Genomic DNA, 20,702 nt, shown 5'->3' on the forward strand with positions numbered 1-20,702 from the left:
ACGCGCCTGGGTGCCGCTAGAACGCGACGCCGAGCGCGATCAGCGCGACGCAGAGTGCAAGCACCGCGAAATCCGCCGCGGCGAGCGGGTAGCGCTTGAATGCGGAGGAGCGCGTCCGCAGATAGAAGCCGCGCTGCTCGGCAGCGAGCGCCGTGGCGTCGGTCTTGCCTACGCTCGAGATGAGCAGCGGCACGCACAGGGGCAACATGAGCTTGAGCTTCTTCAGCGGGTGCGGGGTGTCGTATTCCACTCCGCGCGCCGTCTGCGCTTCCATGATCGCGTTCATCTCCTGGCTGAAAACCGGTACGAAACGCAGCGCCGTGGTAAACGTGAACGCGTACTTGTAGGGAATGCGCAGCACCTCCACGCAGGCGTTGGAGAGGTCGTTGAGCTTGGTGACCGAGAGCATGAGCACGAGTGGCAAGGCGATGCCCAGGAGCCTGAGGGCCATCTTCGAGGCGCTCACGAGCCCTTCGTCGGTGATGAAGCCGAGCACCGGCGTGCCCGAGCGTACCAGCAAGGTTTGCAGAACGAGCATGATCGCCGCGAGCGGCACGAGCAGCTTGAGCAGCGACATGAGCCGTGGGACCGTGCGCGTGTAGGCAGCAAGCGCGAAGGTGAGCGCAAGCAGCCCGCCGAGCAGGGCATAGGTATCTGCAAGGAAGGTCGCCGCGATGATTGCCGCCGCGATGGCGAGTTTGGTGACCGGGTTCAACCGGTGCAGCAGCGTGGTGCCCGGCACATAGTCGATGACGTTAACCACGGCAGATCAGCTCCTTCGTAAGCGCGACCACGTCCGACACCTCGTGAAGGCCTTCGAATGCCGGCGACACCCTGCGGGCAAGCTCGTGCGAGAGCTCGATCACCTGCGGAGGCTCCATGGATGCCCGTTTCATCAGCTCCTCGCGCGCGAACAACGCATGCGTCTCTCCGCGGTCGAGAATCTCTCCATCTGCCATGACCACGAGGCGCTCGGCAAAGTCGCTCACCACCTCCATGTCGTGGCAGACCATGATGACGGCCGAGTCGGCGTCTGCCATCTCGCGTACGGTCTCCATGACGGTCATGCATTCGCGGTAGTCCAGACCGCTCGTGGGCTCGTCCAAGATGATGACATCGGGTTCGAGAACCACCACCGAGGCGAGGGCGACCATCTGACGCTGCCCACGGGAAAGGGAGAAGGGCGCTTCATCGAGCGGCAGGTCAAAGCGCTCTGCTGCAGCGCGTGCACGACGATGCGCCTCGTCGCGGGGGACGCCGGCGAGTTCGAGCCCAAAGGCCACCTCTTCGAGAACGGTGTTCTTGCAGATCTGGCGATCGGGATTCTGGAAGAGGGTGGCGGCGTGGCGAGCGATCTGGCTCGTGCGAACCTCGCGTGTGTCGAGGCCTGCCACGCGCACGCTGCCTGCCGAGGGTTTGAGGAGCCCGGTGATGAGCTTGGTGAGGGTTGTCTTGCCGGCGCCGTTCTGGCCGACCACGCCAACGAGCTCACCGGGATAGACTCGCATGGCGAGGTCGCGAACCGAGGCGCCGCCGGCAGGATAGGAGAAGTTCACGCCATCGAGCAGCACCACCGGCTCGACGCCTTCGGCCTTGGTCCGGGAGGGCCGGTGCGGGGAGGCGGAGCGCCCTCGTGTATTCGGGTCGTTGTCTTCGGGGTTCTGCCAGTCGGCGCTCGCGTCGCGTCGCTGCTCGGCATCGTCATAGATTCGCTCGATGAGCTCGGCTGCCTGCTCGACGTTCAGGCAGGGCTCACCGGGTGCGATGATGCCATCGCGCGCAAGGCTGTTGGAGATGCGGGCGACGCGCGGGCTGTCCACGCCGATGCGCTTGAGTTCCTCGCCATGGGAGAAGACCTCGTGCGGGGTGCCCATAAGGGCGATGCGGCCGTGGTCCATCACGGCGATGCGCCGGCAGTATTCCGAGAGGAGGGCGACCTTCTGTTCGATTACGACCACGGTGATACCCAGATCGCGGTTGATGGCAGATAAGGTATCGAAAACCATCTTCGAGCTCGCCGGGTCGAGCGCGGCGGTGGGCTCGTCGAGCACGAGCACGCGGGGCTGGAGCGCGAGGATCGCCGCGATGGCAACCTTCTGCTTCTGACCGCCGGAGAGCGTCGCGATCTCGCGGTGGCGCAGATCGGCGATGCCGACGGTCTCCATCGTGAGCTGCAACCGCTTCTCGATGGCCTCATGGGGAACGCCGAAGTTCTCGAGGCCGAATAAGAGCTCGTCCTCCACGTTCGAGGCCACCATCTGCGTGTCGATGTCCTGGAGCACGCTGCCCACGACTCGCGAGATGTCCGTGAGGCTGACGGTGCAGGTATCCTGCCCGCAAACGAGGGCCGTTCCAAAGAAGGCGCCGCCGAAGTGATGCGGGATCGCTCCCGAGAGCACGGCGGCAAGCGTGGACTTGCCGGCTCCCGAAGGGCCGATGACGCCGAGGAACTCGCCCTCCTCGATGGAGAGGGTGATACGGTCGAGCGCTCTTGGCGCCTCTGCGCTCCCGTAGGAGAACGAGACGTCGTCGAGCGATATGATTGCTGAGTCTGAAGCCATGGCTCGTCCTGTCGTGTTCCAGCAAGGTGCCGCGCGGTTGCGCGGCACCCATGGTAGCGGTCTTATGCGCGCTTCGCCACTAGTCGGCGAGCTTGAGGGCCTTCTTGATGGGAAGGTAAAGCGCGCTCACCAGCACGGCGTTGAATACCGCGGTCGCGAGCACGACGGGGAGCATGGCAACGACGAGCTGCTCGGCGCCACCCACCATGGCGATCTTGATCAGCATGAAGATGATGCCCGAGACCGCGGTGGTCACGAACGTGCCGATCAAGGGGACGACCTTCTTGGCGCTGCCGCGCATGCCGACCTGCACGATGACGGCCATGAGCATCGCGGCGATGCCTTCGGCTGCGAAGTCGATGAACGGGGAGGTGGTGGTGATCTGGATTACCGCGGCGCTGATGAGGCCGATGATGAGCGCTTGGCCAATATTGGGACGAATGGCAAGGATGGTAAGGCAGAAGGCGGAGATGATGAACTCGGGCGAGATGGCACCGCCGGTGATGCCGGAGATGGCGCGTCCGACGGTGAAGTTCAGGATGAAGCCTGCGGCGAGCAGGATGGCGAGCAGGACGAGCCCGCGGATGTCGAGCGTGCCGCGATCGACGGTGGAAACGGTGCGAGCCTGGGTGTTGGTGTTCTCGGACATGATGGAGACCTTTCTCACGGGTGCCGGAATCGGCGAAATTGCATTTGCTTCGAGAGACTGTGTGACGTTGCGGGGATACTAGAGCGGGGGCGCGTGATGCGCGTCGGGTGGGGCCTGAGCTATAGAAAAAGGCCCCCGGTCAAACCGGAGGCCCTATCATGCACAAACCTTGAGGCAGGCGTGAACGGCTACCGTCGACCAACCGTATTCGCATCACGCCACCACCAGTTGTTGAGTGAAATGTTCAGGACGTTCATCATGCTGGTGGCTCCTTTCGGTCAATCGAGGCAATCGGATTCTTTTCCAAGCGCCGTTGTTCTTGAGGGCACTATAGCATAGCGAAGTGCTCCGCGCACGACTTCTTGCGAAGATTGCCGTTCTGTTTCGAGCTCCATGTTTCATGCTGCTAGCTGCCTGCGCTTCCGAAGGATGCCTGCGTCATGTTTCGGCAGCTTGCCGCCTTCTTGTTGCTAGACGCTTTGCTTTGGCGCATGCGCTGTCGTCGCTGCAGCGCCCGGAGCCGTCCGGATTTGCGGCCGGATGTAGCCGTAGCAATGAGAGCTTTCTCTCAAGGTTTAGTATTGAGCTCGATTTAAATGGCCGATCTGTGGCCATTCCGAGTTCAGTCCGCCTTCAGGTTCGAGAAGTCGTCGACGATGAGCTTCAAGCAGCGAGGCAGAGCGCGTGCGCCGAAGATGCCGGTATTGTTGGGAATAACCTCGCCGTCGAACTGCATGCCAAGTGAGGGCGTGCAGGTGATCTTCGCCTGCTTTGCTTGGAATGTCTTGATTTGCGGGCGGCCGAGCCCCTTACCCGCAGGGTCGATGATCGCGGCGGCGACGGTGGGAAGCAGGCCCACAAGGGTCGTAGGCTCGATCACCGCGATGTCGATGAGGCCGTCGTCCATGCGGCAATCGGGGAAGAGGTTGATCTCGTTTTGGATCTGCGCGGTGTTGCCCACCATGCAGCTGATGCCGTCGAGTTCATCCACCTGGCCGTCGTGCTCGATTGTGAAGTGCGAAACCTGCGGCTCGGGCGTGGCAAGCGCCGAGAGCACGTAGGCGATCTCGCCGATCTCGTTCTTTTGGGGCGCAGCCTTCTGCATGATGGTGGCGTCAAAACCCGAACCAGCGATGTTGATGAAACCGTGTCGACGCGTGGCGCCCGCTTCATCGACCCAGTACAGCTCGCCCATATCGACGGTCGCGGTACGGCCTTTCCGGCAGGTGAGCGCGAGCGCCGCGGCGTCGGGCGCATTGCCGATGTTCGAGAAGTAGAGGTTCGCCGTGCCGGAAGGGAAGACCAGGATGGGCACATCGCAGCCGCGCAGGCGGTCGAGCACGCTCGCCACTGTACCGTCGCCGCCGCTTACCACCACGCGGTCGAAGCTCTTGACATCGGTGACTGCGTCTTCCGGCTCCATGCCCGACCCGATGCAGCGCATAACGACCTCGTCGCCGCTTGAAGCAAGCGCATGCATGAAGGTGAAGATCTCATCGGAATGCGGACCTGAGGCGAGGTTGTGGATGATGAGGCAGCGCATGTCCTAGGTTTCCGTTCTAGCCGAAGGCGAGTATAGTTACAGAGACGTTTTGCTATCCTACCCCGGTTGCCCCGGGATTCATCGAAACAACGGGGGAGCATGTATATTTCCACAGATGACCAACTGGCGGAATTCTGTACGCGGGCCAGCGCTTTCGACGCGGTCGCTGTTGATACCGAGTTCCTGCGCGAACGCACCTACCACCCCCGGTTATGCCTCGTGCAGGTCGCCACGCCCGACGAGTCCGTGGTTATCGACCCGCTCGCGGTGAAGAACCTGGCGCCGCTCGCGGAGCTCTTCCAGGATCCTGAGACGGTGAAGGTCTTCCACGCCTGCTCGCAGGATATGGAGGTGCTTCTCCAAGCGCTCGGCATCCTGCCTGCGCCCATCTTCGATACGCAGGTCGCGGCGACGTTCCTTGGCGAGCGCCTGCAGGTGTCCTACAACGGGCTGGTTCAGACCTTCTGCGGGGTGAACCTCCCAAAAAGCGAGTCGCTCACCGATTGGTCTCGCCGCCCGCTCACCCCTCAGCAGATCGAATACGCCGTTGACGACGTGCGCTACCTCATCCGCGCCTACCCCGTGATGCGTGAGCGCTTGGTGGAGCTCGGCAGGCTCTCCTGGGTTATCGACGAGATCAAACCGCTCGGCGATCGTTCGCATTACGAGGTGGACAAGCGCGAGGTATACAAGCGCGTGAAGCGCGTGACCTCCTGCACGCGTCGGCAGCTCGCCATCGCACGCGAGCTCGCGGCATGGCGCGAGAATAGGGCGGAGCGCCATAACATCCCCAGAAAATGGGTCATGTCCGACGAAGTCCTGCTCGCTCTCACCAAGCGCGCCCCGCGCGACGTGAACGACTTCAGGAGCATCCGCGGTACCGAGCAGCTTTCTGAAAACGACGTGGCCGCAGCACTTGTTGCCATTGAGCGCGGTGCGCGCTGCCCGGCGGATAAGCTCCCGCCGGCAAACCACGCTCGTAAGGCGCCGTCGAGCGACATGGAAAGCGTGACCGATCTCATGTACGCGCTCGTCCGCCTGGTGGCGGAGTCGTCTGGTGTGGCGACGGCAATGATCGCTTCTCGTGATGATTTGGCGGACTACATAGAGCATCCGGAACGCAGCCGCCTGCGCGAAGGCTGGCGCTTCGAGCTGTTGGGTAGCCGTCTGGACGATTTGCTCTCGGGTAACATGGGTCTTACGGTGAAAGACGGGCGCGTGGAGATCCTTTAGCGAGCTGCTGTCGTGTTGGAGTGGCGTGTCCGCCCGGTTTGCTAGACTCGTCATGGATGAGACTACGAGGAAAGACGGGCATATGAGCACATGGAATCTGACAGGAGCGCCGCGGTCCTTTAGCGGTGCGCGATCGCGCGCTCAGCGCGAGGCGCAGGGCGAGCTACCCTGGGAGCGCGCCGGTGCGTCGGCGGGGGATGGCGGCGAAGGGGCGGATGGCGCGCTCTCCGTCTCGCAGGCGGTCGCGCTCGCGGCCGGCGCGCTCGATGCGCTGCCCACGCTCACGGTCATCGGTGAGGTGACCGGTTTCAGGGGGCCCAACGCGCGCAGCGGTCACTGCTACTTCCAGATCAAAGACGATGCGAGCGCCGTCGACTGCATCATTTGGCGCGGCGTGTACAGCAAGCGCACCTTCGATCTTCGCGATGGCATGCAGCTTCAGCTCACGGGCAACTTCAATCTCTACAAGGCGACGGGCCGCATGAGTTTCGTCGCCAAGTCGTTCGCGCTTGCAGGCGAGGGCATGCTCCGCCAGCAGGTGGCAGCGCTTGCCGAGAAGCTTCGTCGCGAGGGCCTCATGGACGCCGCGCGCAAGCGACCCATTCCGGCGTTCTGCACGCGCGTCGCTGTGGTCACCTCGCTTTCCGGTGCGGTAATCGACGACGTGAAGCGCACGCTCAGGCGCCGTAACCCGCTCGTGGAGCTTATCTGCGTGGGCTCGAAGGTTCAGGGGGAAGGCGCTCCGGAGGAGCTCATCGAGGCGCTTGCCCGTGCGGCGGCTATCGAGCCTGCGCCCGATTGCATTCTGCTCGTGCGCGGCGGCGGCTCCTTCGAGGACCTTATGACGTTCAACGACGAGCGCCTCGCGCGCGCTGTCGCCGCTTGCCCCGTGCCCGTGGTGACGGGTATCGGTCATGAGCCCGATAATTCGATCTGCGACATGGTGGGCGACCGACGCTGTTCGACGCCCACTGCGGCGGCCGAATCCGTTGCGCCCGCTATCGGCGATTTGGAGGATTTGCTTGCATCTCGCGAACAGCGTCTTGCTGCGGCGACCTCGCATACCGTGCGGTCCGCGAGCGCGAGGATCGATGGTTGGGCACAGCGTATAAGGTCCGCGATGTCGACGCGCCTCGACCGCGCCGCCGTCGAGCTTGAGGCGGCAGCGCGCCGTCCGTGCCTGACAAGCCCGCGCGCCATCATCGAGGGGCGCCGTATGGAGCTCGCTCAGACGGCGGAGCGCTTTGCTGCGAGCACGTCTTCGTTCGATGCTCGCCGCCACATGCTCGATATGGCGCACGAGCGCCTTACGCATGGCGGTGCTGCCATTACGGCATCGCGTGCCACGGGGCTTGCAGCGCAGGCGGCAGCGCTCGATGCGCTCTCTCCTCTCAAGGTCTTGGCGCGCGGCTACGCCATCGCCTATGGCCCCCATGGTGTTGCGACGAGCGTCGCCGACGCGGCTCCCGGGGACGAGCTTCGCGTGCGTCTGGCAGATGGCGACATTCTTGGTACGGTGGCCAGCGTCGAGCCGGTGGCCGGCGCATGAGGTGACGCGCTGTGCAGGGAGGCGTTTCCCCGCCATGGCAATGAGGGCGCTCCGGCAACGGCCGCAGGTGCTTCTCGATATCTTCGGTAGGTTAGACGGCGTGATGCCGAGAGTGGAAAGGTGTTGGATATGACAGAGCGTAAACCCGTTGAGGAACTTACGTACAAGGAAGCCTCGCAGGAGCTCGAGCTCACGATACGGGCGCTCGAGTCGGGCGAGATGGAGCTGGAGGAGTCTCTCGAGAGCTACACGCGCGGCGTCGAGCTGCTCAAGAGCCTGCGTGCGCGCCTCGCCGACGCGGAGCAGAAGGTGAGCGTCCTGCTCAAGGATGCCGACGGCGGTGATGTGCTCGAGCCCGCTGCTGCCGCAGACACAAGCGACGATCTCAAGATATAAGGCCATACATGAGGTCCGGCGCACTCGGCTCGCTTCATGAATCCAAGCGGCCCGTGCGCTCACCAGCTCTGATAAGCTGGATATACATCGTCTTGTGAGAACCCGGGAGGGTTTCAGCGAAAGGGGCAGGCCATGTCTGACTGCATCTTCTGCAAGATTGCGAACCACGAGATCCCATCGACCATCGTGTACGAGGACGATCTCGTCATCGCCTTCGACGACCTTTCGCCGCAGGCGCCCGTCCACACGCTCGTTATCCCCAAGGCGCATCACGCCGACATTACCGATGGCGTGCCGGCGGAGACGCTCGCTGCTATGGTCCACGCCGTGGAAGAGGTCGCAAAGGCAAAGGGTCTCGAGAGCGGTTTCCGCGTGATTACCAACAAAGGGGCAGATGCCGGGCAGACCGTCATGCACTTCCATATGCATGTGCTGGGCGGCAAGAGCCTCGGAGAAGGACTGGTATAGAACACCTTGCGAAATCGTTTCGCGGTATCATACTACTGTTGGCTAAATGGTTCGCGGCGTAGCCGCCCAAGCAAAGGGAGTTCCATGAACGTTCTGGTCATCAACGCGGGAAGCTCGTCACTCAAGTACCAGCTGCTCGACACCAAGACCCGCGAGGTTTTCGCCAAGGGTAACGCCGAGCGCATCGGTATCGAGGGCTCGTTCATCGGGCACGAGGAGTACGGAAAGAAGGACAAGCTCGAGGTCGAGCTGCCCGATCACCGTACCGCCATCAAGCATATCTTCGACATCCTCGAGGCTGTCGAGGAGAAGCCCGAGGGTATCGGCCACCGCGTGGTGCAGGGCGGTTGGTATTTCCCCGAGTCCGCTGTCGTGACCGACGAGACGCTCGGTTGGGTGCGCGAGGTCGCCCCGCTGGCTCCTCTGCACAACTACGCTGAGGCCGACGTCATCGAGATCTGCCGCGAGATGTTCCCCGAGCTGGGCAACGTCATCGTGCCGGATACGGCGTTCCATTACAACATGCCCGAGCGCGCCTGGCGCTATGCCATCCCGCGCGACATCGTCGACAAGTACCATGTGCGCAAGTACGGCGCCCATGGCACGAGCCACCGCTACATCTGGCGCACGGTGAACGAGTTCATGGGCGGCAAGACCCATAAGCTCGTGAGCTGCCACCTCGGTTCCGGCGCGAGCCTGTGCGCCATCGAGGACGGCAAGTGCATGGACACCACCATGGGCTTGACCCCGCTTGACGGCCTGATCATGGGCACGCGCTGCGGTACCGTCGATCCGGCGACGGTGTTCTACCTCAACCGTGAGGCCGGCATGAGCATCGATGAGATCGATACCATGATGAACAAGAAGTCCGGAATGCTTGCCGTCTCCGCCCTGTCGAGCGACTCTCGCGACATCGAAGAGGGCATGAACAACGGCGATGCCAACTGCAAGATGGCGATGGAGATGTTCTGCTACCGCACCTCGCAGCTCATCGCCGAGATGGCCGCGTCCATGGAGGGCGTGGATACCATGGCCTACACCGCCGGTATCGGCGAGAACTCCGTGACGCTGCGTGCCGGCGTTGCCGAGAAGCTCGCCTGGCTCGGTGTTAAGATCGACCCTGAGCTCAACAAGGTGCGCTCGGACGATCCGCGCGTCATCTCCACGCCGGATTCCGCGATTACCGTCCTCGTGGTTCCCACGAACGAGGAGCTCATGATCGCCCTCGATGTCGAGGAGCTGTTGGGCTAACGCTATCAGCACGTCCACGCTCCTGCCGATAGCACATGCGGGGCCCTGCGGCGCACCTCGTCGCAGGGCCCCGCTTTGCGCTCAGACGACCTACCTAGAGGGGAATCGATGCTCAATCGCTTGCTTTCCGATGGGGCGCTCGAATCGTGCGCCCTCTGCCCGCGCGCGTGCGGTGCCCATCGTGTGCAGGGCGCGCGTGGCGTATGCGGCGCGACCAACCAGCTGCGCCTCGCTCGCGCCGCGCTTCATTTCTGGGAGGAACCGCCCATCTCTGGTGAGGCCGGATCGGGTACGGTCTTCTTCAGCGGCTGTCCGCTTGCCTGCATCTACTGCCAGAACCATGAGATCTCGACGGGTAACTTCGGCATCGATGTTCCACCTGAACGCTTGGCGGAGATCATGCTCGAGCTTCAGGACCAAGGGGCGCTCAACATAAACCTCGTCACCGCGACGCACTTCGCGCACCTGCTGCCGCGCGCCATCGCAGATGCGCGCGCCCGCGGCCTCGCGATACCCATTGTCTACAATACGAGTGGCTATGAGCTCACGGAGGCGGTGAGCGAGCTCGGTGACCTGGTGGACGTGTGGCTCACCGATTTCAAGTACGCCGACGCAGGCCTCGGCCGCGAACTCTCCCATGTGCCCGATTATCCCGATGTCGCACGTGCTGCGCTCAAGGCGATGGTAGGGGAGGTGCGGCGCCGAGGCGGCGTGCGGTATGACGAGGCGGGTATCATGCGTCGGGGCATAATCGTGCGCCACCTCGTCCTCCCGGGACATTCAGACGATTCTTGCCGGGTACTTGACATGATATGGGACGCCGTGGGCGATGTGCCCATTTCCGTGATGAACCAGTACACTCCGAACGCTGCCATGCGTTCCGCGGGCGGCGTTCTCTCGCGCGCTGTGAGCCATGAGGAGTACGAGCGCGTGCTCGACCATGCCGATGACCTTGGATTCACGCAGATGTTCTGGCAAGAGGGCGGTGCGGTCGACGAGAGCTTTACGCCGGCGTTTGATACGACGGGCGTCCTCAGGCGCGCTGACGGCTAGGGACCGCGGCGCTGCACGCTGCCCTCCTCGAAAATCCGCTTGTTGCTTCCGGCTGCGCGTCCCTAGCAGCTTGGTCCTCATTTGGTGTCCCGAAGCTGCTGGCCAGCGAAGTATCGCAGTCGCTCGATCTGCCGTGCAAGACCTGTTGAACTTCTCCCTTACGCAGGGCATGCGGCAATGGGTATGGGTATACTGTTGCGCAGATTTACCGCGCCCCTGGCGCATGAAGGGGAGGTTCCAACCCATGGCAGATTTAGAAACGAGCCCGCTCACAGAAGAGGAGCGCGCTGAGCTCGAAGCCCTGAGGGCAGAGAAGGCTCGCCGCGAACGTGCGGAGCTCGAGGCGCTCAGAGCGGAAAGCGCGGCTGCTACAGTTCCGGATGCTCGACGGGACGCCGCTTCAGATTTGCAGCCGGCTGCTCATCAGTCTGCGACGCCTTCTCACCCTGAGCCGTCTGCGCAGCCTCGGGTATCGCGGCAGGCGCCCAAAACCATCTCTGCTCTTGACGATGAGCCCGTGGTTGCAAAAGATCCCGCCCAGCGCACGTTCGGACAGCGCATGGTGCTCTCCGAAGCCGAAGACGGGGACGGTGTACCCGCCATGCCGCCTGCGCAGAAGATCATCATCGTGATCGCGCTCATCGCGGCTATATGTTTTGCGATCTATATGGCAACGAGATAGCCGGGCGCTCACCGGGCGCTGCCGGGTCTCGCACGTTGTGGACGGATGCCATCCGCCCCAGGAAAGGGGATGTACCCCATGGCTCTTACCGATACCACCTATCCCACCGACGTCGCGCTGCTCACCGACCTCTACGAGCTCACGATGGCCCAAGGTCTTTGGGAGAGCGGCAAGCTCGATGAAGAGGACTGCTTCACCGCGTTCTACCGCGACCATCCCTTTGGGAGCGCTTACGCTGTGATGTGCGGCACCGCCGACCTGCCCGAGCTTGTCGAGAACCTGCGCTTCACAGAGGAAGACCTTGAGTACCTCGCGTCGCTCGAGGCGCCGGCCGGCGGCAAGCTGTTCAAGGCTGGCTTCCTCGACTATCTGCGTGACTTCCGCGCCCGGGTCGATATCGACGCCGTGCCGGAGGGCGAGCTTGTTTTCCCGCGCGAGCCCATGGTCCGCGTCAAGGGCCCCTCCCTTGCCTGCCAGCTCCTGGAGACGGCGCTGCTTAACACGATCGGCTTTCAGACGCTCGTCGCCACCAAGACCGCGCGCGTGGTTCAAGCGGCGAAGGGCCGTCCCGTCGCCGAGTTCGGCCTGCGTCGCGCCCAGGGTCCCGACGGCGGCATGGCCGTGGCGCGTGCGAGCTACGTGGCGGGCTGCGCGTCGACCTCCAACGTGCTCGCGGGTCGCCGCTACGGCATCCCGGTCTTTGGTACGCATGCGCACAGTTGGGTCATGAGCTTTGACTCGGAGCTGGAGGCGTTCCGCGCTTTCGCCCGGACCTCCCCTAAGAACTGCACGTTGCTCATCGATACCTACGATGTGCGCGAGGGCGTCGAGAACGCCATCATCGTCGCGCGCGAGATGGAGCAGGCGGGTGAGCGCCTCGCTGCTATTCGCATCGACTCGGGCGACTTGGCCAAGCTCTCGACTTACGTGCGCGGTCGCTTCGACGAGGAGGGACTCGACTACGTCAAGATCTCCGTCTCGAACGACCTCGACGAGTACACCATCCAGTCCCTGCTCGACCAGGGCGCTCCGATCGACTCGTTCGGCGTGGGCACCAAACTTGCCACCTGCTATGACCAGCCTGCCCTTGGATGCGTTTACAAGCTCTGCGCCCATCGTGCGCGCGGCGCCGAGAGCTGGACGCCCGTCATGAAGCTTTCCGAGCAGCCCTACAAGCGCACCATCCCCGGCATCCAGCAGGTGCGCCGCTACGTCGATGATGCGGGCAGCCCCGTATGCGACATGATTTTGGACGAAGCCTACCTTGAGGGGGAGGGCGCCGACTGCGGGACCGTGCTCGTGGCGGTGAACGATGCGGCGCTGGTGACAAGCGTTGCCGGCATGGCTTATCGCGATGTGCTCGTCCCGGTCGTGAGAGATGGTGCGGCAGTTGCCTGCCGTGAGCCGCTCGAGCAGGCGCGCGAGCGCTGCAGCTCGGCGCTTGATGCGCTCGATCCCGCCTACAAGCGTTTCCTCTATCCGCAGTCTTACGTGGTGGGAATGGAGCGCGGCCTCGCGCGGGTGCGCGACGAGCTCGTTCGCGAGCGCATGGCGGCCACGTCCACGCTGCCTTGGAAGACCCCTAAGCGCTAAGGCGCACCAGGACGCAACCGGAGAGGAAGTAGATGACCAAGCGCATGAGAACGATGGTCGTGAAAATCGGCTCATCCACAGTGGTGGAGACCGGGCGCGGGGCGAACGATGCTTTCATAGGCAGCCTTGCGAGGCAGGCGGCCCGCCTGCGCGAGCTCGGGTGGAACCTCGTTGTGGTGAGCTCGGGTGCCATCGCGTGCGGCGCTCCCGTTCTCGGTTTCACGAGCCGTCCCAAGGATATGCCGAGCCTGCAGGCTTGCGCATCGGTGGGACAATGCGTGCTCTCCGCCGCCTATGACGAGGCATTCCAAGGCGAGGGACTGCTGACCTCGCTCGTCCTGCTCACGAGGCACGATACCGCTCGGCGCACCTCGTACTTGCACGCACGGGATACGCTCACGCGCCTCGTGGAGCTCGGCGTGGTGCCCGTGGTGAATGAAAACGATACGGTCACCGTCGATGAGATTCGCTTTGGCGACAACGATACGCTCGCCGCTCTCGTCGCATGCTTGGTCTCGGCGGATCTGTGCGTCACGCTCTCGGATATCGATGGGCTTTATACGGCAAACCCCGCGCTCGATCCCACGGCGCGCTTCATCCCGCGCGTCGACCATATCGATGCGCAGATCATCGCCTCTGCGGGCGATTCGTCGACCTCGGTGGGAACGGGCGGCATGATCACCAAGATTCGCGCGAGCCGCATCCTCATGACCGCAGGCATCCCGAGTGTCATCTGCAGCGGGGAGGACGCCGGAGTGCTTGCCCGCCTTGCTGCGGGCGAGGAAGTCGGCACGCGTTTCGAGCCGCCGCGCGAGCGATGCGAGATCGCTCCGCGCAAGCTCTGGATCGCCCTTGGGGACGCGGCGCATGGCCGTGTGACCGTTGACGACGGGGCTGCTCGGGCGCTCGTCGAGCGAGGTTCCTCGCTGCTGCCGGTGGGAGTTACGGCGGTTGAGGGCTCCTTCGAGGCGGGTGCGGTGCTCGACGTCTGCGATGCGAGCGGGTTCGTGCTCGCTCGTGGCATCTCCGAGGCGGGTTCGGACGAGCTCGCTCTCGCCGCCGGACGCCGCCAGGATGAGATTGCCGGCAACCACCTGCTCGCAGCGCTTGCTGGCAAACCCGCCATCCACCGCGACAACCTGATCGTGTTCGCCTAGGGGCGCCTACCGGGTTCGCGCCGCTGGCTCCGCATTCCCGCAGCGCATCGCTCAAGGGGCGTTTCGGAGCGCGTTGCCCGGGGTACATGATAGGGAACGCGCATAACGAGATTGGAGACCCATGATCGAGAACATCAGCGCCTACGTCGAGGAGCTCGCCCGCGCCGCCAAGGCAGCGAGCATCCCGCTCGGCCGCGCGTCGAATGTTGAGCGCATCGCTGCCGTGCGCGCCATGGCGCAGGCCCTGCGCGACGCCGCACCTTCAATTCTTGCGGCAAACGCTGAGGACATGGACGCGGCGCGCTCCGCGGGCACGAGCGCTGGCCTGCTCGACCGCCTGCTGCTCACGCCCGAGCGCATCGAGGGAATGGCGGCGGGGCTTGAGGCCCTTGCCGAGCTTCCCGATCCGGTGGGCCGCGTGCTCGAGCATCGTACCATCAGCGAGGGGCTCGACCTCACGCGCGTGAGCGTTCCGCTGGGGCTTGTCGCCATGGTGTATGAGGCGCGTCCCAACGTTACCTCCGACGCCGCGGGCATCTGCATTCGCACGGGTAACGCCTGCATCCTGCGCGGTGGATCCATCGCGCAGCGGTCCTGCGTGGCCATCGCGCATGCCATGGCCGATGCCGTCGAGGCGTGCGGATTCCCGCGCGAGGCCGTCTCCATCATCGAGACGACCGATCGCGCTGCCACGGGCTCCCTCATGAGCCTGCGCGGCGTGGTGGACGTGCTCATTCCGCGCGGCGGCGCCGGCCTCATCCAGCGCTGCGTTCGCGAGGCCCAGGTTCCCGTCATCGAGACCGGTACCGGTAACTGCCATATCTACGTGCATGCTTCAGCCGATTTTGGCAAGGCCGAGCGCATCGTGGTCAATGCCAAGACGCAGCGCGTGGGCGTGTGCAACGCGGCGGAGTCGCTGCTCGTCGATGCGGAGGTTGCCGAGGGGTTCCTGGTCGAGATGCTTCCCATCTTGAAGGAGCACGGTGTTTTCGTGCATGGTGACGAGCTGACCTGCTCGACCGCTCAAGGGCTCGGCTTTGCGGAGGGTTCCGATTTCGCTTCCGCCACCGAGGAGGACTGGGGCCGCGAATACCTTGCACTCGAGATGAGCATCAAGGTGGTGAGCGGGCTGGATGAAGCTATCGCGCATATCAACCGCTACGGCACGCACCACTCGGAAGCCATCGTTGCCGAGGATCCTGATGCATGCGAGCGCTTCCTTGCCGAGGTCGATGCGGCTGCTGTATACGCGAATGCCAGCACGCGCTTCACCGACGGCGGCGAGTTCGGTCTGGGTGCCGAGATCGGTATCTCCACGCAGAAGCTCCACGCGCGCGGCCCCTTCGCCGCCGAGGCGCTGACCACCTACAAGTATGTAGTCCGTGGAACCGGCCAGGTAAGGCCGTAACTGAGGGTTCTCTCGCGGATGCGCTGGTCGCTGGGTGCGCCGGCACACTCTAGCTCGTAGGGGTAATCGGTCGCGTGGTCGCGGCCTGAGGGGAAGGAGTGTCCATGTACGATGTGACGGCTTTGGGAGAATTGCTCATCGACTTCACCGAGGCGGGCGTCTCGGAAGCAGGGCAGGCGCTATTCGAGCGCAACCCGGGAGGCGCTCCGGCGAACGTGCTCGTGGCGCTTGAGCGCTTGGGCCATTCGACGGCGTTTTTGGGGAAGGTCGGCGACGACATGCACGGTGCGTTCCTGCGCGCCACGCTTGAGCACGAAGGCGTCGATTGCTCGGGGCTGATCAGCGATCCGGAGGTATTCACGACCCTCGCCTTCGTCGCGCTCGGCTCGGATGGCGAGCGGGCGTTCTCGTTCGCGCGCAAGCCGGGCGCGGATACCCGGATCGCACCCGAGGACCTTGCTTGGAACGTGATCGAGTCCTCGCGCGTCCTGCACGTGGGTTCGCTCTCGCTTACCGACGAGCCCGCCCGCTCCGCCACGCACGAGGCGCTCTCCTGTGCCCGCGCGGCGGGATGCATCCTCTCGTACGACCCCAACTACCGGGCGAATCTCTGGACTTCCGTCGATGCGGCAATAGAGCAGATGCGCTCGGTCGTGCCCCAGATGGACCTCATGAAGCTTTCTGACGAGGAGTGCGAGCTCCTGACCGGCACCGCAGATCCCGAGGAGGCGGCGGAGCGAATCCTTGCTTCAGGTCCCAAAGTCGTGGCGGTCACGCTTGGTTCGGCGGGAGCCTACGTGCGCTGCGCCGAGGGTGGCCGCGCAGTCGCAGGCTTCCCGTCCGAGGTCGTTGATACCACCGGTGCCGGTGACTCGTTCTGGGGCGGCTTCCTCGCTGCGTTCATCGAGAGCGGCCGTGCACTCGATGAGGTATCGCTCGATGATGCGGTGGCGTTCGCGCGCTTCGGCAACGCGGTGGCAGCGCTATGCGTGCGCGGACGCGGGGGCATCCCGTCGATGCCTGCGCGCGGCGATGTGGAGGCGTTACTCGGCTGATCCGTCCTTGCCAAACGTATCGCGGTCGGGAGCGAAGCTCTGCATGGCCTCGATGGTGCGTGCGAAGAGCTCATCCAGCTCCCAGCCGAGCATCTCGGCGCCGGAGCGGATGACGTCGCGGTTCACGCCGGCGGCGAAGCGCTTGTCCTTGAACTTCTTCTTGAGCGACTTCACGTTGAAGTCCATGACGCTCTTGCTGGGCCGCATCACGATGGCCGCGCCGATCAGCCCGGTCAGCTCTTCCGTGGCGAACAGGATCTTCTCCATCTGAAGCTCGGGCTTGGGCAGCTCGGGATTGAAGTCCGAGGTGTGGCTCTGGATGGCACGGACGAGCTCGGGAGTGCCGCCGGCCGCCTCGATGAGCGGGGTGGCGTAGAGCGTGTGCTTCTCGGGCTCGTCGTCGTGCTCCTCCCAGTCGAGGTCGTGGAGGAGTCCTACGATGCCCCAGAACTCCTCGTTCTCGGGGTCATACTCGTGCGCGAAGTAGCGCATGGTCTGCTCGACGGTCTCGCCGTGCTCGATATGGAAGGCGTCCTTGTTGTGATCGGTCAGGAGCGCGAACGCCTCGTCGCGCGTCATGCCGGCGGAAAGCTTTTCTGCCATGAGTCCCCCTTCGTCGTGTGTCGAGTGAGCCCATTATAGGACAACGTATGAAGGGGGATTGCCGGTTGGCGCGGGCGGCTGGCTATGCTGTAGCGTTGATTACCTCGTATCCTGCGTCACGCACTACCTTTGAGCACGCTTCCTTGTCGATCGGGTGCTTGCTGCGCACGATGACCGTGCCGGGTAGCTTCGCTTCCGCGATGACATCGAGCGGTTGGAGAGCGCCTTCGATACGACGGGCGCAATTCTCGCAGTGCATACCGCCTACTTGCAGCTCAAGCACATATGGATAGCGTTCCGCATCGATGCGGCGCGCACGGCGGCGCCTCCGTCGGGTGGTCTGGACTCCGCCCTCGCAGCCGCAGCCTCCGCCGCGTCCGATATGTACCACCCGCCGGACGAGAATGAAGATCGCGAGCGCCAGCGCAGCTCCAACGATAAGGTAATCGACCATGCATGCCTCCATGGTTCTTCATGTGCTCCCGAGAGCTGCCATGATATAAAGTAATCCAAGTCTAACATTATTGGGATAAGGGGTACACTCAGGATAGTTAGACGTAGCTATCTTTTGGAGGAACCATGCAAACATCGGCAGGAACCATTCGTACATCGCAGGAAGCCATGCAGCTCGTGCTCATCCGTCACGGTGAAAGCGAATGGAACCGTTTGAATCTCTTTACCGGATGGACGGACGTGGAGCTTTCTGAAACCGGCCGGGCGGAGGCTGCCGAGGGAGGCCGTGCGCTCGCGCGGGAGGGCTTCGATTTCGATATCTGCTACACGAGCCGTCTCAAGCGCGCCATCCACACGCTCGATATCGTGCTCACCGAGCTCGATAGGTCATGGCTTCCCGTCGTTAAGGCATGGGAGCTCAATGAACGCCATTATGGCGCGCTGCAGGGGCTCGATAAGGCGGAGACGGCGGCAAAATACGGCGATGAACAGGTGAGGATATGGCGGCGCAGCTTCGATGTCGAGCCGCCCGCGCTTAAGCCTGGCGACGAGCGCGATCCGCGCGGCCAGGAGATGTACCGTGATGTTCCGGCCGGTTGCCTTCCGCTTTCTGAGTGCCTTGCCACTACCGTCAAGCGCGCGTGGCCGTATTTCGAGCGCGAGATCATGCCGAGGATGCGCGCGGGTGAGCGCGTGCTCGTGGCGGCGCACGGGAACAGTCTGCGAGCGCTCGTCATGAAGCTCGAGGGCCTTACGCCCGAAGAGATTCTTGAGGTCAATATTCCCACCGGCGTGCCGCTTGTCTACAAGATTGACGCTGGGATGCGCGTGATCGAGAAGCGCTATCTTGGTGACCCCGCTACGGTTGCGGCCAAGATGGAGGCGGTGGCAAACCAGGGAAGGGCGCGGGGCTAACGCAAGGCGGCAGCGCTCAAGACGCGTTGGTACAATGGTGCCATGAACATTCGACGCGTCTCTGAGCGCTCCAAGCGCGACTACCTTCAGCTGCTCCTGCTCGCCGACGAGCAGGAGGATATGATCGACCGCTATCTGGCACGCGGGACCATGTATGCCCTTGATATCGAGGGAAAGACGGTCGGGGTCTGCGTGGTGACCGATGAGGGAGGGCGCGTGCTCGAGATCAAGAACCTTGCCGTGTACCCAGCCCATCAGCGCCGCGGACTCGGCCGCGAGCTCATCGAGTTCATCGCGCGGAACGCGAAGGGCAGCTACGACGAGCTGCAGGTGGGTACCGGGGACAGCCCGCTCACGGTACCCTTTTACGAGGCATGCGGCTTCGTGCGCCACCACCGCATCGAGAATTTCTTCATCGACAACTACGACCACCCTATCGTGGAGGCAGGCGTTCTACTCAAAGATATGGTTTACCTGCGACGTTGCCTGTAAAGAGATGGGCCCGGAGCTGCGGCGGAATGCCATCTCGCCGAGTGGGAGGCGGGGCTCTCCCGCTGGATGCGTTCCAGCCCCAAGATAGCGCGAGCGCTAGTCTTCACGTAGCCAGTCGATGAGATTAACGACTTGCACGCCCGTCTCGGTTGTACCGGTGCGGTAATGGTCGAGCGTGAGCACCAGCTTTGGGAACGAATCCGGTAGCGCCTCAAGCGGCCGAAGCTCCCGCTCGAAGGTCCGCTCATCTGTAATCGTCTCGCTCACCTGAACGTACAGCTTGCCGACGCGGCAGCTTGCCACAAAGTCAACCTCACCTGCCCGCAGCGCGCCGACTGCGACGTCGTATCCGCGCCGCACCAGCTCGTTGTACGCGACGCACTCCAGTTGAGCCCCGTAGTTCTTGGGTGAGAATCGCGTCATGAGGTTGCGCAGGCCCGTATCTACGGGATAGAACTTTCTCAAGGGGCGCAGCACCTGTTTGCCAGCCAACCCCGCTTGCGCACACCCGCTCAGCACGTAGGAAGCCTCGAGCGCGCGTAAGTAGTTGTCGACGGTATCGGCAGTCGTCCTTCTACCTGCGCTTGCCAGCGCGTTCACTACGCTTCTTGTTGAGAACAGGCTGCCTGATGTCGAGAACACGAAGCGAACGAGCTTGGCGAGCAAGTCCATATCGCCAATCCCCGCGTGCATGGTGACGTCGTTGAGGACGATGGTATCGTGGATGCCGTCGAGCAGGGAACCCATGCGCTCTTCATCGCGTTCGGGAAGATCGAACTGCGCGGGCATGCCACCGTAGCGAACATATTCGGCGAAGAGATCCTCCACGCCTGTTGCGGGCATACCGGCTTCATTCCAGAACGCCTCGAACTCGGTGAACGAGAGGGGCATCACATGCAGCTCAACGTATCGGCCGCCCAAGAGCGTCGCCAAGTCCGACGAGAGCACGTGTGCGTTTGAGCCCGTGAGATACACGTCGACCCTTTCGAGCGCATGCAGCCTGCGCACGAGCTTTTCCCAATCGGGAATGTCTTGAATCTCATCAAGAAGTACTGCCACGGGGCGTGCCGAATCGGCTCGTTCAAGTGCGGCGAGAAGCTCCCCCTGCAGCCATTCCGCCGTGGGATTCAACGGCACGCCAAACGTGTCCATTCGCCGGTAGAAGACGTTCCCCTCGCCCAGTTCCCGCGTCATTCTCTCTACAAGGTTTCGCATGAGTGAGGACTTCCCGCAACGTCGGACTCCGGTAATGACCTTGATATCGTTGGTGCCACGGTGGGCATCAAGCATACGTTCATATCGTGGACGGGAAATGTAGCGTCGCAGCATAAGGACTCCTAAATTGTCGAGTCATCCCGACAATTTACGCTATCAGAGCAAAAATGTCGAGTCAACTCGACATTTTGAATTATACCAGATGAATGAACCAAGCTCCGTTGCCTGCCTTCCAACCGGCTATCACTGCCAGCTTTCGACTGCCGGATTCCGCAAGGTGTGCCTTTCAGAACACGAGGCCTATCAGCAAGTGCTCGGGCTGCGTCGGCGTCGCGAGGCCGCGAGCCTCAGCCTAGCAGCGACCCGATGGCCGGGGCGGCGTACTCCACCGTCCCGGCCATTCGGCGATGCGAGCGCGCAGCTGAA

Annotated in this window: 20 protein-coding genes; 13 read left to right on the forward strand and 7 right to left on the reverse strand. The window is 63.3% G+C overall.

Going from position 1 to position 20,702, the window contains the following annotated elements:
* Positions 1-16: 16 nt before the first annotated feature.
* The 4 genes from C1717_RS03840 to C1717_RS03855 all read right to left on the reverse strand — a co-directional run bounded on the left by C1717_RS03840 (position 17) and on the right by C1717_RS03855 (position 4,753).
* Positions 17-763 (reverse strand): energy-coupling factor transporter transmembrane component T family protein, encoded by a 747-nt coding sequence (locus C1717_RS03840; RefSeq protein ID WP_102371918.1) that lies wholly within the window; start codon positions 761-763, stop codon positions 17-19.
* The gene (locus tag C1717_RS03845; RefSeq protein ID WP_102371919.1) at positions 756-2,561 is read right to left on the reverse strand and encodes an ABC transporter ATP-binding protein; all 1,806 of its coding nucleotides are present in this window, start codon (positions 2,559-2,561) and stop codon (positions 756-758) included. The genes C1717_RS03840 and C1717_RS03845 overlap by 8 nt, the downstream gene beginning before the upstream one ends.
* Positions 2,562-2,640: 79 nt before the next feature.
* Positions 2,641-3,210 carry a hypothetical protein gene (locus C1717_RS03850; RefSeq protein ID WP_102371920.1) on the reverse strand — a complete coding sequence of 190 codons (570 nt, stop codon included), beginning with the start codon at positions 3,208-3,210 and terminating at the stop codon, positions 2,641-2,643.
* A gap of 622 nt (positions 3,211-3,832) precedes the next feature.
* Entirely contained in the window at positions 3,833-4,753 is a 921-nt protein-coding gene (locus C1717_RS03855; RefSeq protein WP_102371921.1) for a diacylglycerol/lipid kinase family protein, read from the reverse strand.
* A 99-nt stretch (positions 4,754-4,852) separates the two neighbouring features.
* Here C1717_RS03855 and rnd point away from each other — a divergent pair, with 99 nt between their 5' ends.
* From rnd to C1717_RS03910, 11 genes are all read left to right on the forward strand, one after another.
* Positions 4,853-5,986 carry a ribonuclease D gene (gene rnd, locus C1717_RS03860; protein ID WP_102371922.1) on the forward strand — a complete coding sequence of 378 codons (1,134 nt, stop codon included), beginning with the start codon at positions 4,853-4,855 and terminating at the stop codon, positions 5,984-5,986.
* An 82-nt stretch (positions 5,987-6,068) separates the two neighbouring features.
* Positions 6,069-7,535 carry an exodeoxyribonuclease VII large subunit gene (gene xseA, locus C1717_RS03865; RefSeq protein ID WP_102371923.1) on the forward strand — a complete coding sequence of 489 codons (1,467 nt, stop codon included), beginning with the start codon at positions 6,069-6,071 and terminating at the stop codon, positions 7,533-7,535.
* Between the two features lie 129 nt (positions 7,536-7,664).
* Entirely contained in the window at positions 7,665-7,931 is a 267-nt protein-coding gene (gene xseB / locus C1717_RS03870) for an exodeoxyribonuclease VII small subunit (protein WP_102371924.1), read from the forward strand.
* A 132-nt stretch (positions 7,932-8,063) separates the two neighbouring features.
* The gene (locus tag C1717_RS03875; protein ID WP_102371925.1) at positions 8,064-8,399 is read left to right on the forward strand and encodes a histidine triad nucleotide-binding protein; all 336 of its coding nucleotides are present in this window, start codon (positions 8,064-8,066) and stop codon (positions 8,397-8,399) included.
* Between the two features lie 84 nt (positions 8,400-8,483).
* Entirely contained in the window at positions 8,484-9,650 is a 1,167-nt protein-coding gene (locus C1717_RS03880; RefSeq protein WP_102371926.1) for an acetate/propionate family kinase, read from the forward strand.
* 108 nt (positions 9,651-9,758) lie between these two features.
* Positions 9,759-10,703 carry a radical SAM protein gene (locus tag C1717_RS03885; RefSeq protein WP_102371927.1) on the forward strand — a complete coding sequence of 315 codons (945 nt, stop codon included), beginning with the start codon at positions 9,759-9,761 and terminating at the stop codon, positions 10,701-10,703.
* Positions 10,704-10,947: 244 nt separating this feature from the next.
* On the forward strand, positions 10,948-11,385 hold the full coding sequence (locus C1717_RS03890) for a hypothetical protein (RefSeq protein WP_102371928.1): 438 nt from the start codon (positions 10,948-10,950) through the stop codon (positions 11,383-11,385).
* Between the two features lie 78 nt (positions 11,386-11,463).
* Complete coding sequence (locus C1717_RS03895; RefSeq protein ID WP_102372299.1) at positions 11,464-12,978, forward strand: nicotinate phosphoribosyltransferase; 1,515 nt, start codon at positions 11,464-11,466, stop codon at positions 12,976-12,978.
* A 32-nt stretch (positions 12,979-13,010) separates the two neighbouring features.
* A complete protein-coding gene (proB, locus tag C1717_RS03900) occupies positions 13,011-14,135 on the forward strand; it encodes a glutamate 5-kinase (RefSeq protein ID WP_180965831.1) in 1,125 nt (374 codons plus the stop codon).
* 121 nt (positions 14,136-14,256) lie between these two features.
* Positions 14,257-15,543, forward strand: a complete 1,287-nt coding sequence (locus tag C1717_RS03905) for a glutamate-5-semialdehyde dehydrogenase (RefSeq protein WP_102371929.1) — start codon at positions 14,257-14,259, stop codon at positions 15,541-15,543.
* Between the two features lie 104 nt (positions 15,544-15,647).
* Positions 15,648-16,598 carry a carbohydrate kinase family protein gene (locus C1717_RS03910; protein ID WP_102371930.1) on the forward strand — a complete coding sequence of 317 codons (951 nt, stop codon included), beginning with the start codon at positions 15,648-15,650 and terminating at the stop codon, positions 16,596-16,598.
* Here C1717_RS03910 and C1717_RS03915 read toward each other — a convergent pair.
* Entirely contained in the window at positions 16,587-17,201 is a 615-nt protein-coding gene (locus C1717_RS03915) for an HD family phosphohydrolase (RefSeq protein WP_102371931.1), read from the reverse strand. The genes C1717_RS03910 and C1717_RS03915 overlap by 12 nt on opposite strands.
* An 82-nt stretch (positions 17,202-17,283) precedes the next feature.
* Positions 17,284-17,655 (reverse strand): heavy-metal-associated domain-containing protein, encoded by a 372-nt coding sequence (locus tag C1717_RS03920; protein ID WP_180965832.1) that lies wholly within the window; start codon positions 17,653-17,655, stop codon positions 17,284-17,286.
* A gap of 125 nt (positions 17,656-17,780) precedes the next feature.
* Here C1717_RS03920 and gpmA point away from each other — a divergent pair, with 125 nt between their 5' ends.
* A complete protein-coding gene (gene gpmA / locus C1717_RS03925) occupies positions 17,781-18,569 on the forward strand; it encodes a 2,3-diphosphoglycerate-dependent phosphoglycerate mutase (protein ID WP_219722272.1) in 789 nt (262 codons plus the stop codon).
* A gap of 42 nt (positions 18,570-18,611) precedes the next feature.
* A complete protein-coding gene (locus C1717_RS03930) occupies positions 18,612-19,061 on the forward strand; it encodes a GNAT family N-acetyltransferase (RefSeq protein ID WP_102371934.1) in 450 nt (149 codons plus the stop codon).
* Between the two features lie 96 nt (positions 19,062-19,157).
* On the opposite strand, the gene C1717_RS03935 is transcribed toward C1717_RS03930, so the two are convergent.
* A complete protein-coding gene (locus C1717_RS03935) occupies positions 19,158-20,390 on the reverse strand; it encodes an ATP-binding protein (RefSeq protein ID WP_219722273.1) in 1,233 nt (410 codons plus the stop codon).
* Positions 20,391-20,702: the final 312 nt, after the last annotated feature.

Source organism: Enorma phocaeensis (assembly GCF_900186505.1).
In the GTDB taxonomy this organism is placed as follows: domain Bacteria; phylum Actinomycetota; class Coriobacteriia; order Coriobacteriales; family Coriobacteriaceae; genus Enorma; species Enorma phocaeensis.